We start from the raw sequence: 13,093 nt of genomic DNA on the forward strand, positions 1-13,093 counted from the left end.
GACAAAAAACGGGCCTCAAACGGCAGTCGGCAACGGTCTTCTCGATGTGGGTGATGCCGCGCGCGGCGAACCAGGCGCGGGCTCGGTGCATGAACGTGACTGCAGTCGTAACCTTTTCGTCGGGCAAGGGTGCTGGAGGCGTTATCGAGGACGAGGTGAACATCCAGATCGGCGGGACACACCCCGACCAGTTCATCGTGGCTCAACCGCATCGAACACTGGTCCGCCGAGTCGACCACCAAGAAGCTGCGCCGCGGCACTCACACCTCAGTCCGGCAACTCAACAACGACATCCGCGCCTCGGTCAACAGCACCCGCGCCCCGCGCATGGGACCAAGACCGCCGATCAAATCCTCGAATCAATCGGCAACTACTGCCATCGAATTAACGACTCACGGCACTAGCCGGCTACCGCCAGCTGGGCAACCAGATCTGCATGTGCCAGGTCGCCTGCGAGATGGGCAGGCCGGTCAGCACCGGGAACAACCAGACGAAGTTCGTCAACACCACCGCTAGGTAAAAACACACCACCAGCAAGCCGAGGGTGCGGCGCTCGGCATTCTGCCGACGTTTGTAGAGGATGTCACCGCAGATCAAGGCGATCGCCATCACCAGGAACGGCGCCATGGTGGCCGCATAGAAGAAGTACATCTGCCGGTCGATGTCGGCGAACCACGGCAACCAGCCCGCGCAATAGCCGACCAACACCACGGCATAGCGCCAATCCCGCCGGACAAAAGCGCGCCACGCGGCGTAGAACAGCACCGGGACCGCCAGCCACCACATCGCCGGCGTACCCACCAACATCACGGCCTTCACACACGACTGCACCCCGCAGCCGGGCACGTTGTCCTGATCGATCGCGTACAGCACCGGCCGCAGCGACATCGGCCACGTCCACGGTTTGGACTCCCACGGATGATGGTTGCCCGCGGCATTGGTCAGCCCGGAATGGAAATCGTAGGCCCGGGTCGTGTAGTACCACAGCGACCGGATGGCATCCGGCGGCTGCCACCACTGCCCGGCGCCGATCGCCTGCCCCACCTCGTGCCGATTGACCGCGGTCTCCGAGCGGAACCAGCCCCAGTAACTGGCCAGGTACACCGCGGGCGGGAGCAGCCCCAGGGCATACACCGTGGGACCGAGGTCGCGGCGCAGCGTGCCGGTCCACGGCCGGAGCACCCGGTACTGCTTGCGTGCGGCCACATCGAAGGCCAACGACATCAACCCGAAGAACACCACGAAATACAGGCCGGACCACTTCGTCGCACATGCCAGCCCCAGCAGCAGACCGGCGCCGAACCGCCACCACCGCACCCCCAGCCGCGGGCCCCACGGGGTCTCGTTGATCCGGCCGTCGAGCAGCGCAGTGTGCATCCGCTCGCGCACCTGATCGCGGTCCACGATCAGCGCGCCGAACGCGGCGACGACAAAAAACACCAGGAAACCGTCGAGCAGCGCGGTCCGCGCGGTCACAAAGGACACGCTCTCGGCGACCAGCAACACCCCGGCGATACCGCCGATCAGCGTCGAACGGCTGATCCGGCGCACCGTCCGCGCCACGATCGCCACCATCAGCACACCCAGCAGCGCCCCGGTGAACCGCCAGCCCAGCCCGTTGTAGCCGAAGATCCATTCCCCGACGGCGATCAACTGCTTACCCAGCGGCGGGTGCACCACCAGGCCGTAACCGGGGTTGTCCTCAATGCCGCCGTTGTGCAGCACCTGCCAGGCCTGCGGCGCATAGTGCTTCTCGTCGAACACCGGGGTGCCGGCATCGGTCGGCGACTGCAGATTCAGGAACCGGGTCAGCACCGCAAGGCCGGTGATCACGGCCGTCATGATCCAGCCTTGCAGCCGGTCGAGCGGGCCGAAGTCGGCGACGGGAACGAGCGGGCCGGGACTGATCACGGGTACGGCACGCTCCGGCAGCACAGTGGTGGGAGCGGTCATCGACTCAGATGCTACGGATCGTAGGCTTGGCACTCATGAGTGGTGGCCGACTATTACTGGGTGCCACGCCGCTGGGGCAGCCCTCCGATGCTTCGGCGCGACTGGTCGAGGCGCTGGCAACCGCGGATATCGTCGCCGCCGAGGACACCCGGCGGGTGCGGTCCCTGGCCACCGCGCTCGAGGTGCGGATCGGCGGCCGGGTGGTGAGCCTGTACGACCAGAACGAGGCGACGCGGGCGCCGGCCCTGATCGAGGAGATGCGCTCCGGTGCGACGGTGCTGGCCGTCACCGATGCGGGAATGCCGCTGATCAGCGATCCCGGCTACCGACTGGTCTCCGGCTGCGTCGAGGCCGGGGTGCCGGTGACCTGCCTACCCGGCCCGTCCGCGGTCACCACGGCCTTGGCCGTCTCCGGCCTGCCCTCGGACCGGTTCTGCTTCGAGGGGTTTGCCCCCCGCAAGGCACGCAAGACCTGGCTGACGATGCTGGCCGCCGAACCGCGCACGTGTGTTTTCTTCGAGTCACCGCGACGGCTGGCCGAGCTGCTTGCCGAGGCCGCAGAGGTCCTGGGCGGCGACCGGCGGGCGGTGGTCTGCCGCGAGCTCACCAAAACCCATGAGGACATCGTGCGCGGCACCCTCGCCGAGCTGGCCGCCTGGGCTGCCGACGGGGTGCTGGGCGAGATCACCGTCGTCTTGGCCGGAGCGGTGCCGCAGGCGGATCTGGACACTCTGGTCGCCGAGGTGACCGAGCTGACCGAGGACGGTGTGGGTGTCAAGGACGCCTGCCAGCGGGTGGTCGCCGCGCACCCGGGCGCCCCGTCGCGGCGCGACCTCTACGAAGCGGTGCTCAAGTCGCGTGGCTGACGCAGGCCCACCGTCGGTGCGGCCTTGTGCAGACACTCGTTCCATTCGGCGGCCGGATCCGAATCCGCGGTGATGCCGCCGCCCACGCCCAGCACCGCGGTGCCCGCGTTGTCGAACTCCACGGTGCGGATCGCGACGTTGAGCTCGGTGCCCGCGACCGGCGAGGCCAGGCCGACGGTGCCGCAGTAGACACCGCGGCGATGCGGCTCCCATGTCGAAAGCAGTTCTCGGGCACGCTGTTTCGGGGTTCCGGTGACCGATGCCGGCGGAAAGGTGGCCTCCAGCAGCGCCCGGTTGGGCAGCCCGGCGGGGACCTGCGCGATCACCGTCGACACCAGATGCCACACCCCCGGGGCGGCACGCACCTTCAGCAACTCGGGCACCGCCACGGTGCCCGTCACCGCCACACGTCCCAGGTCGTTGCGCACCAGGTCGACGATCATCACGTTCTCGGCGACATCTTTGACCGAACTGCGCAGCAGTTCCGGGTCCGCGTGCAGCGGCAGGGTGCCCTTGATCGGGCTGGACCACACCTTCTCGCCGCTGCGGCGCAGGAACAGCTCCGGCGACAATGACGCCACCGCACCCCACGAGCCCGCCACGAACGCCGCCCACGCCGGCGAGGTCTGGTTCACCGCGTCGGCAAAAAAGTCCAGCGGACGACCGGTCACGGCGCCAGTGAACTGGGTGCACACACAGGCCTGGTAGACCTCGCCCGCGCCGATCGCTTCCAGACAGGCCAGCACGCCGGCCTGGTGCGCCTGCCGGTCGGGTGCGGCCCAGTCGATGTGCCAGCGGCCGGCGGGCGCGGCGGTGTGTAAGCCGTCGTGCAGCCACTCCGGCATCGCGGCTCCGGTCAGATCCTCGAACCACCACACCCCGTCGCGGTCGAGGCGCAGCACACAATCGGTCCAGCCGCCGGCGGACTCCGGGATGCGCGGCGCCGGCGCGCCCGCGCCGGCATCCGGATAGGACAGATAACCGATCCAGCCGCCGCCCACCGCCGGTCCGTCAGCTGCGGGCACCTGGGCCTGGACAACATCGAAGACGTCGGCGGTGGGCTGCGCTTGCAGCGTCGGTGCGATCACCGCCGACGAACCGAACCAGTCCCCGGACAGCGCTGCCGGCGGTGCCAGGCCCAGCCGGGCGGTCGCGGCACCCACCGCCCGCAACACGGCGGAAAAGCTGCCGAGGTCGCCGAGTCGGTCGATGCGCATCCGTCAAGCTTGGCAGACGGGGGAACTCACCGGCTGATCCGGCGTGGCACTTGCACGGTGCCCAACTTCTCCGGATTGCGCATCGCATAGAAATTGGTGATCTTGCCGTCGATGTACTCGAGCAGGATCACGCCTTCGAAGTGCTCACCCAGGTACAGCCTCAGCGCCGGGGTGTGGTTGTACACCGCAGGTTCGACGCGTCCGATGTCGCCGGCCATCCGCAGGAGACCGAGGACCAGCTTGGCGACGTTGGCCGCGCCGACCACCGGGCGCCGTGCCGCACTGACCTTGCCGTCACTGTCGGCGGTCCAGACCACATCAGGGGACAGCAGCGACAGCAGTTGGTCGAGATCGCCGGTGGCCGCAGCGGCGAAGAACCGACTCGTCAGCTCTTCGGAGGTCTGTGGGTCCACGGGGGCGAACCGTTTGCGGCGGGCCTGGACGTGCTCGCGGGCCCGATGGGCCATCTGACGCACGGCACTCGTGGATTTTCCTATCGCCGAAGCGATCTCGTCGTGACCGAAGCCGAACACCTCGCGCAGCACAAACACCGCGCGTTCATCCGGGGACAGGGTTTCGAGCACCACCATCATCGCCATCGACACGGACTCGGCGAGCACCACGTCTGCCGAGGCGTCCGGCGTCACATCGACCAACAGCGGCTCCGGCAGCCACGGCCCCACATAGTCTTCCCTCCGACGGGACTGGGTGCGCAGCGTGTTCAGCGACTGCCGGGTCACCAGCGCAGCAAGATAGGCCTTGGTGTCGGTGACCCCGGCCAGATCCACCTGCGCCCACCGCAGATAACTCTCCTGCAGCACGTCATCGGATTCGGTTGCCGAGCCCAGGATTTCGTAGGCGATGGTGAACAGTAGCGGCCGCAGCTGGGTGAACCGGTCGGCGTGCTCGCTCACGGTGCCGTAACCGGAAGCTGTGCAGCCTCGGCGACCCGCTGAGCCCGGTTGCCACCTTTGAGCCAGAAGTACGAGCCGGGCTTTTGTGCTTCTTTGCGCAGGAAGCTCAGCGTGCCCTTGCACACCTGCTCTTTGATGAACGCCGCGGCGCGACCGCCGATGTAGAGGTTGCGCACGGTGTCGTCGGTGTGGGCCAGCTGGATGGTCCCACCGTCTCGGCCCAGGCTGATGCACTGGCCAGTCATCGCCTGGTTCAGATCGGCCGGATCCGAACCCGCGATCCGGGCCAGCACGGTGTTGGCGGCCTGGGCGCCCATCGGTAGCGCCGCCTGGCAGCTCATCCGCAGCGGTAGCCCCGAGGGGGAGGCGGCATCGCCCGCGGCGACGATGCGCGGGTCGGTCACGCTGGTCAGCGTCTCGTCGACCAGCAGCCGCCCGGTGTCGTCGGTGGCGAGCCCGCTGGCGGACGCGAGATCGGGGACACCGAATCCGGTGGTCCACACCGTCACGGTGGCGGGCAGCGACCGGCCGTCGGTCAACTCGACGGTGTCGGCGCCGACGCGGGCCACCGCGGCACCGTCGAGGATGTGCACCCCGAGAGCGCGCAGCCGCTTGGTCACGGATCTGCGGCCACCTGCCGACAGTGACGGGCCCAGGACATTGGTGACGAGGGTGACGGCACGGCCGGCTTCGGCGAATTCGGCGGCGGCCTCGATACCGGTCAGGCCACCTCCGACGACCAGCACCGGTGCGGATGCCGGCACGTCGGCCAGGCGGCCGCGCAACCGCAGGGCCTGTTCGAGTTCGCTGAGGGGATAAGCGAATTCGGCCGCACCCGGCACGCCAGCCGGTACTGTCCCGGTGCTGCCGACCGCATACACCAGGAAGTCGTAGTCCAGCTCGGCGCCGGAACCCAGCAGCACCCGTCGCGCGGCGGTGTCGATGCAGGCGGCGGTGTCGACCACCATCTCGACATCGGCGTGCAGCAGTCCGTCGGGGCCCCCGAACTGGGCGACGGCGTCGTCGCTGCCGGCCACCAGTTGGTGCAGCCGGATCCGTTCGACGAACTCTGGCCGCGGGTTGACCAGCGTGACCGCGCACCGCTGGGTGAGCCGGTTGGCGGCCAGCACTCCGGCGTACCCGCCGCCGATGATGATTACCCGAGTGGTGTCGGTCATGTCTGCTCCCTGCCGGTCGGTGACTCCGGTCGAGTCATCTGACCTCAAGACACCGGCGGCGGCCGTGGTGTGACAGGGCGGAGCATACTGTGTCCTAAATCACTCCACTTGGTAACGGGGGAACACTCCGACCGGTGCCGGCAAAGTGGTGCCCACCGCCAGCCGGGTGCCGATGGCGGTGAAATCCCGCTCCTGCTCGGGCTGGCCCAACAGGTCCAGGAGCTTGGCCGCGGAGTCGGGCATGACGGGCTGCAGCAGCAGCGCGGCGATCCGGACCACTTCCATCGTGGTGTAGAGCACCGCGGCGAACCGCTGCTGATCCGCCGCCGACTCCGACTTGCGCAGCACCCACGGTTCCTGTGCCGAGAAGTACCGGTTGGTGGCACCGAGAGTCAGCCAGATCGCCTCGAGTGCCTGGTGCATCGCCTGCTGGTCGAACGCGGCGCGGGCCTTGTCCAGCAGTGCGTCGGCCTCGGTCAGCAGCGCGGTGTCCTCAGCGTTGAGCTCACCCGGGTCGGGGACCACGCCGTCGAGGTTCTTGGCCACCATGGACAGGCAGCGTTGCGCCAGGTTGCCCAGTTCATTGGCCAAGTCGGTGTTGATCCGCGCGATGATCGCTTCTTCGCTATAGCTGCCGTCCTGGCCGAACGGCACCTCCCGGAGCAGGAAGAAACGCAGTGCGTCCAGGCCGAAGGCGTCGGCCAGGGCCAGCGGGTCGACGGTGTTGCCGATCGACTTGCTCATCTTTTCACCGCGGTTGAACAAAAAGCCGTGGGCGAAGACCCGCTTCGGCAGCGGCAGCCCCGCCGACATCAGGAATGCCGGCCAGTAGACGGTGTGGAATCGGATGATGTCCTTGCCGATCATGTGCAGGTCGGCGGGCCAGAATCGGCGGTACTCCGGAGATTCGGTATCGGGGAAGCCGACGCCGGTCAGATAGTTGGTCAGCGCATCGACCCACACGTACATCACGTGGTCGGGATGATCGGGGACCGGAACGCCCCAGTCGAAGGTGGTGCGCGAGATCGACAGGTCGGTCAGGCCGCCGGAAACGAAACTCACGATCTCGTTGCGCCGCGTATCGGGAGCAATGAATTCCGGGTGTGCCTGATACAGCTCCAGCAGCTTGTCGGTGTACGCCGACAGCCGGAAGAAGTAGGTCTGTTCCTCGGTCCAGGTGACCGGGGTTCCGGTCTCGGTGGCGATCCGGGTGCCGTCGGGGCGCTCCTCGGTTTCGTCGGCCGCAAAGAAACGTTCGTCGCGGACCGAGTACCAGCCGGCATAGGAGTCCAGGTAGATGTCTCCGGCGTCGTTCATCCGGGCCCAGATGGCTTTGGACGCCTCGATGTGGTCGGCGTCCGTGGTGCGGATGAAGCGGTCGAAGGTGACGTTCAGCTTCTCCTGGAGACCCTGGAAGACATCTGAGTTGCGGCGGGCGAGGTCCGCGGTCGGGATACCCTCGGCCGCGGCCGTCTGCGCCATTTTCAGGCCGTGTTCGTCGGTTCCGGTCAGGAAGCGGACATCAAAACCGTCGAGGCGCTTGAAGCGCGCTATCGCATCGGAGGCGATGTACTCGTAGGCATGTCCGACGTGCGGCGCGCCGTTGGGGTAGGCAATCGCCGTCGTGAGGTAGTAAGGCTTGCTCATCAGGCCCCACCCTATGGTGTGGCGGTGAGTTCGAAACGTTCAGCCACGCGTGACGCGCCCCCGCCACCGCCGCGGCTGGCCCCGCTGATCGACGCGCACACCCACCTCGACGCGTGCGGGGCCACCGATGCCGCCGGTGTCGGCCAGATCCTGGACCGCGCCGCGGCGGTCGGTGTGCAGGCGGTGGTGACGATCGCCGACGATCTGGACTCGGCGCGCTGGGCCGCGCAGGCGGCGGACTGGGACACCAGGGTGTTTGCGGCGGTGGCGCTGCATCCGACCCGGGCCGACTCGCTCGACGACGCGGCGCGTGCCGAACTCGAGCGGCTGGCCGCCCACCCGCGGGTGGTGGCGATCGGTGAGACGGGGATGGATCTGTACTGGCCGGGTCGACTCGATGGCTGTGCCGATCCCGATACGCAGCGCGAGGCATTTGCCTGGCATATCGATCTGGCCAAGCGCACCGGAAAGCCCTTGATGATCCACAATCGCGATGCCGATGAGGCGGTGCTCGACGTGCTGCGTGGCGAAGGTCCCCCGGAGACGGTGATCTTCCATTGCTTCTCCTCCGGCGCCGAGATGGCGCGGACGTGCGTGGACGCCGGCTGGTACTTGAGCCTGTCCGGCACCGTCAGTTTCCGCAACGCCACGGCCCTGCGCGAGGTCGCCGCTGTGATCCCCGATGACCAGCTACTCGTGGAGACGGACGCACCGTTTCTGACGCCGCATCCATACCGTGGAGCACCGAACGAGCCGTACTGCCTGCCGTACACCGTGAGAGCGCTCGCAGAGGTGATTGACGCCTCCGAAGAAAACCTTGCCGCAGCGACGACAGCAAACGCATGTAGGGTGTATGGTTTGGATTCAAGAATTTAGCCGAAGGGGAGAAGAGGCACTGTGACGTCTCTCGCGGAGTTGCCGCCCCCTTGCTCGGTTCGTTACCGTCTCGTGACAATCGGAAGTTCGCCAGGACTCCCGTCACTCAGACGCTGGACAGCAGGACCGGGATATTCAGACGTTGAATGCACTGACAGAGCTTCATCACACTCGCTCGCCGATACTTCGCGGGCTGGTCGCAGCGCTGCTTGTCGTCTTGGCAACCGCCGGCGCCCTGGCAGTCGCCGCCCACAAAACAGTCACGCTGACGGTTGACGGGGCGCCGATGACCGTCACGACCATGAAATCCCGTGTCATCGACGTTGTTACCGAGAACGGCTACAACGTCGACGAGCGTGACGACCTGTTTCCTGCGGCTGACCAGCGCATCCACGATGCCGAGAACATCACGCTGCGGCGCAGCAAGCCGTTGGAGATCTCGTTCGACGGCGGGGACGCCCTGCAGGTGTGGACCACCGCATCGACGGTGGACGAAGCGCTGACACAGCTGGCGATGACCGATACCGCACCGGCTGCCGCATCCCGGGGCAGCCGCGTGCCGCTCGAGGGCATGGCCCTGCCGGTGGTCAGCGCCAAGACGGTGCAGATCAACGACGCGGGCAGTGTGCGCACGGTGACGCTGGCGGCGCCCAACGTCGCCGGCCTACTCGCCGCGGCCGGGGTTCCCCTCGAGCAGAACGATCGTGTGGTTCCGGCGGCATCCTCACCGGTGATCTCCGGAATGCAAATCCAGGTGACCAGGATCCGGATCGACAAGGTCACCGAACGACTTCCGTTGCAGCCCAACGCCGAGCGCATCGAAGACCCGACCATGAACATGAGTCGGCAGGTAGTGGAGGATCCGGGAACCCCTGGAACCCAAGACGTTACGTTTGCCGTAGCAAAGGTGAACGGCGAGGAGACCGGGAGGCTGCCCGTTGCCAACGTCGTCATCGCCCCCGCTCGGGCATCGGTCTTGCGTGTCGGCGCCAAACCGGGAACCGAGGTTCCCCCGGTGAGCAGCGGACTGATCTGGGATGCGCTCGCACGGTGTGAATCCGGCGGCAACTGGGGCATCAACACCGGCAACGGCTACTTCGGTGGCGTTCAATTTGACCAAAACACCTGGGAACGCCAAGGGGGGCTGCGTTATGCTTCTCGGGCAGACCTGGCAACTCGTGAAGAACAGATCGCCATCGCAGAGGTTACGAGAGCCCGCCAGGGCTGGGGCGCATGGCCGACGTGCAGTGGTAAGGCAGGAATTTCATGACGATTCGTCTCCTCGGTCGGACCGAGATTCGGAATCTGGCTAAAGAGCTCGACTTCCGACCGCGGAAGTCGCTGGGCCAGAACTTTGTTCATGACGCCAACACGGTGCGGCGAATCGTCTCGGCATCCGGGATCAACCGCCACGACAACGTGATCGAGGTCGGACCCGGACTGGGGTCGTTGACCCTCGGGTTGCTGGACCGCGGCGCGACGGTGACCGCGATCGAGGTGGACCCCGTTCTGGCGCAGCGGCTCCCGCAGACCATCGCCGAGCATTCACACAGCGAGATCCATCGCCTCACGGTGCTCAACCAGGACATTCTCACTGTTCACAAGGCGGACCTGGAGAAGGAACCGACGGCGCTGGTCGCGAACCTGCCGTACAACATCGCGGTTCCCGCGCTGCTGCACCTGCTGGCGGAGTTCCCGTCGATCCGCACTGTCATGGTGATGGTGCAGGCCGAGGTGGCCGAGCGGCTGGCGGCCGAGCCGGGTGGCAAGGACTACGGCGTGCCCAGCGTGAAGGTGCGGTTCTATGGCCGCGTCCGGCGTTTCGGCATGGTGTCCCCGACGGTGTTCTGGCCCATCCCGCGGGTGTACTCGGGGCTGGTCCGCATCGACCGCCACGAGACGTCGCCATGGCCGACGGAAGAGTCCTTCCGGGACCAGGTGTTCGAGCTGGTGGACATCGCATTTGCGCAGCGACGCAAGACCTCCCGAAACGCATTTCTGGAATGGGCCGGTTCGGGCAACGAATCCGCGAGCCGGCTGCTGGCCGCCAGCATCGATCCCGCCCGCCGCGGCGAGACCTTGGCGGTGGCCGAGTTCGTCCGACTGCTGCAACGCTCCACCCCGGGTGTCGAACAGGCCGAACAGGCTGAGCCTGCCGGGCAAGACGTCAATCAGCACTGAATCATTCCTGAATCGAAGGAAGCCGGTCCGCCAATGCGGACCGGCTTCCTTCGTTCGGAGCCCAAGAAGACCCGGCTGATCGCCGGTACCGGCAACCGGTCAGCGCAGAATGCCGGTGATGAGGCGGATCAGGTCCTGGCAGCTCTCGTAGCGCATGTCGGGGTTCTTGGCCAACGCTTTGGTCAGTACCGAGTCGAAGGCGCGCGGTATCCACGTCACGGTGCGGGACAGTTGTGGCGCAGGCTGGTGGATCTGTGCATCGATGACAGCGGCAGCCGTAGAAGCCACGAATGGTGGTGTACCCGTGAGTATTTCGACAGCGGTACAGGCCAGCGCGTATTGATCGGTGGCGGCCGACGGGGTGCGCCCGGTCAACAGCTCCGGCGCCGCGTACGGCAGTGACGCTTGTACCGTTGCCGTCTGTGCGGGCCACTGATGGGTGATGCGTTTGGCGGGATCGAGCGAAAGCCGTTGGCTGGCATCGCGAGTGAGTAGATGTGCAACATCCGCTGCCGGGGAGTGCGCAACACCGAAGTCGATGAGCACCGCGCCGCCTTGGGAAAACGTCTTGTGGACAAGGATATTGGATGGTTTCACATCGCAGTGCACGACGCCCTGACGGTGGGCGTAGTCGAGTGCGTCGGCGATCTCTGCCAGCGCCTCGAGTTGGGTGTCGAGATTCTTCAACGTGCCGGCGTTACCCCCGTCGAGATAGCGCATGGTGAGCCAGTCCGGGCCGCGTTCGTACATTTCCACGATGTGCCGATGGTGCAGTCGGTAGGCGAAGTCGAACTCGCGAGCTATCCGGTCCAGTCCGGTATCGGTGCGCTGCCGGGGGGACAGGACCTTCAACGCCACCGGGCCGCGCTCGGGTGCCGACACCTGATGCGCCAGGTACACGGTGGCGCTACCGCCACGGCCCAGCTCTTCGCCCACGACGTAACCGTGAAAGTCCTCACCTGGACGCGGCACCGTCTCAGCGTAGTTTCCTGCCGGGTTCCGCGGGGGCGGCCCGCGCTCGACGGGCTCGTTCCTCACTTGCATCGCCGATCGGGCTAGTCTCGTGCGGTGTCCGCATCCGACGGGAGCACCGCCGCAGCCTGGGTGCCGACTGGATCGGTGACCGTTCGTGTCCCCGGCAAGGTGAATCTGTACCTCGCCGTCGGTGACACCCGGGCCGATGGTTACCACGAATTGACCACCGTCTTCCACGCTGTGTCGCTGTTCGACGAGATCACCGTGCGTACCGCCGACGTGATGTCGCTCGACATCACCGGCGAGGGCGCGCAGTCACTGCCGCTCGATGAGCGCAATCTGGCCTGGCAGGCCGCATTGTTGTTCGCCGAGCACGTCGGCCGGGCTCCCGATGTGGCCATCACCATCGACAAGGCCATTCCCGTGGCCGGGGGTATGGCCGGCGGGAGCGCCGACGCAGCGGCGGTCCTGGTGGCCGTCAACCACCTCTGGGAGCAGGCGGTGCCGAGGCGGGACCTGCACGCGCTGGCCGCCCAGCTCGGCAGTGACGTGCCGTTTGCGCTGCACGGCGGTACCGCTCTGGGGACCGGTCGGGGTGAGGAGCTGGCCACCGTACTGGCCCGCAACACGTTCCACTGGGTGCTGGCATTCGGCCACAACGGTCTGTCGACACCGCAGGTGTTCGGCGAGATCGACCGACTGCGTGAAGTGGGCGATCCGCCACGGCTGGGGGACAGCGACGCGCTGCTGGCCGCACTGTCCTCCGGTGACCCCGCCGAATTGGCCCCGCTGTTGGGCAACGAGCTGGCCCCGGCCGCGATCAGTCTGGATCCCGACCTGCGTCGCACCCTGCGGGCCGGTATGGAGGCGGGCGCGCTCGCCGGGATCGTCTCGGGCTCCGGTCCGACCTGCGCGTTCTTGTGTCCGTCGGCCGGCGCGGCCGTCGATATCGGTACCGAATTGGCCGGTGCCGGCGTGTGCCGCACGGTCCGGGTGGCCAGTGGACCGGTCCAGGGCGCCCGCGTCATCCCCACGCCCCTGGGGACTGTTTGACGAGTTTGCGGTCACAACGTTTGGCAGTTACTTAAGAGGAGTTTAAGATGAATCGCGGTGCTGAGTACCGAGCAGGTGAGTGATACATCGGGTGAGCCCGCCGATTCCGTCGGTGGGCGCTTTCGTGGGCTTCACGCCGCATCCGGGGCTTACCCGATTCGAGACCTAACCGCAGCTTTTCTGTGTGCGCGCGCCTCCGCTCGTCCGCTGCGGAAATCCCCTACGTTCGACTC

The 13,093-nt window shown here is 66.9% G+C and carries 11 protein-coding genes and 1 pseudogene; 6 read left to right on the plus strand and 6 right to left on the minus strand.

The genetic code is table 11. The features are described from left to right. Nucleotides 1-180: 180 nt before the first annotated feature. Nucleotides 181-404, plus strand: a pseudogene (locus WBB07_RS10770) (IS630 family transposase); the annotation flags it as partial. A 4-nt stretch (nt 405-408) separates the two neighbouring features. On the opposite strand, the gene WBB07_RS10775 reads toward WBB07_RS10770, so the two are convergent. Then, nucleotides 409-1,953 (minus strand): dolichyl-phosphate-mannose--protein mannosyltransferase, encoded by a 1,545-nt coding sequence (locus WBB07_RS10775; protein ID WP_526307455.1) that lies wholly within the window; start codon nt 1,951-1,953, stop codon nt 409-411. Nucleotides 1,954-1,988: 35 nt separating this feature from the next. Between WBB07_RS10775 and rsmI the strand changes: the two genes are divergently transcribed. Next, nucleotides 1,989-2,819 carry a 16S rRNA (cytidine(1402)-2'-O)-methyltransferase gene (rsmI, locus tag WBB07_RS10780; protein ID WP_526307457.1) on the plus strand — a complete coding sequence of 277 codons (831 nt, stop codon included), beginning with the start codon at nt 1,989-1,991 and terminating at the stop codon, nt 2,817-2,819. Here rsmI and WBB07_RS10785 read toward each other — a convergent pair. The 4 genes from WBB07_RS10785 to metG form a co-directional block, all read right to left on the minus strand. Next, nucleotides 2,789-4,036, minus strand: a complete 1,248-nt coding sequence (locus tag WBB07_RS10785) for an aminodeoxychorismate synthase component I (protein WP_526307459.1) — start codon at nt 4,034-4,036, stop codon at nt 2,789-2,791. The genes rsmI and WBB07_RS10785 overlap by 31 nt on opposite strands. Before the next feature lie 26 nt (nt 4,037-4,062). After that, on the minus strand, nt 4,063-4,950 hold the full coding sequence (locus tag WBB07_RS10790; RefSeq protein WP_526307460.1) for an RNA polymerase sigma-70 factor: 888 nt from the start codon (nt 4,948-4,950) through the stop codon (nt 4,063-4,065). Then, nucleotides 4,947-6,128, minus strand: coding sequence for an NAD(P)/FAD-dependent oxidoreductase (locus tag WBB07_RS10795; RefSeq protein ID WP_526307462.1), 1,182 nt, complete (start codon nt 6,126-6,128; stop codon nt 4,947-4,949). Before WBB07_RS10795 ends, WBB07_RS10790 begins: the two co-directional genes overlap by 4 nt. 99 nt (nt 6,129-6,227) lie before the next feature. Continuing rightward, nucleotides 6,228-7,775, minus strand: coding sequence for a methionine--tRNA ligase (gene metG, locus WBB07_RS10800; RefSeq protein WP_526307464.1), 1,548 nt, complete (start codon nt 7,773-7,775; stop codon nt 6,228-6,230). 18 nt (nt 7,776-7,793) lie between these two features. Between metG and WBB07_RS10805 the strand changes: the two genes are divergently transcribed. The 3 genes from WBB07_RS10805 (at nt 7,794) to rsmA (ending at nt 10,832) form a co-directional block, all read left to right on the plus strand. Then, on the plus strand, nt 7,794-8,651 hold the full coding sequence (locus WBB07_RS10805; RefSeq protein ID WP_526307466.1) for a TatD family hydrolase: 858 nt from the start codon (nt 7,794-7,796) through the stop codon (nt 8,649-8,651). A 142-nt stretch (nt 8,652-8,793) separates the two neighbouring features. Further along, nucleotides 8,794-9,921, plus strand: a complete 1,128-nt coding sequence (locus WBB07_RS10810; protein ID WP_526307468.1) for a transglycosylase family protein — start codon at nt 8,794-8,796, stop codon at nt 9,919-9,921. After that, the gene (gene rsmA / locus WBB07_RS10815) at nt 9,918-10,832 is read left to right on the plus strand and encodes a 16S rRNA (adenine(1518)-N(6)/adenine(1519)-N(6))-dimethyltransferase RsmA (protein ID WP_526307470.1); all 915 of its coding nucleotides are present in this window, start codon (nt 9,918-9,920) and stop codon (nt 10,830-10,832) included. Before WBB07_RS10810 ends, rsmA begins: the two co-directional genes overlap by 4 nt. A 99-nt stretch (nt 10,833-10,931) precedes the next feature. On the opposite strand, the gene WBB07_RS10820 is transcribed toward rsmA, so the two are convergent. Next, on the minus strand, nt 10,932-11,804 hold the full coding sequence (locus tag WBB07_RS10820) for a serine/threonine-protein kinase (RefSeq protein WP_526307472.1): 873 nt from the start codon (nt 11,802-11,804) through the stop codon (nt 10,932-10,934). A 96-nt stretch (nt 11,805-11,900) separates the two neighbouring features. On the opposite strand from WBB07_RS10820, the gene WBB07_RS10825 reads away from it, so the two are divergent. Further along, nucleotides 11,901-12,860: a 4-(cytidine 5'-diphospho)-2-C-methyl-D-erythritol kinase gene (locus WBB07_RS10825; RefSeq protein WP_526307474.1), complete on the plus strand. Its 960-nt coding sequence runs from the start codon at nt 11,901-11,903 to the stop codon at nt 12,858-12,860. Nucleotides 12,861-13,093: the final 233 nt, after the last annotated feature.

Source organism: Mycobacterium sp., assembly GCF_049647605.1.
In the GTDB taxonomy this organism is placed as follows: domain Bacteria; phylum Actinomycetota; class Actinomycetes; order Mycobacteriales; family Mycobacteriaceae; genus Mycobacterium.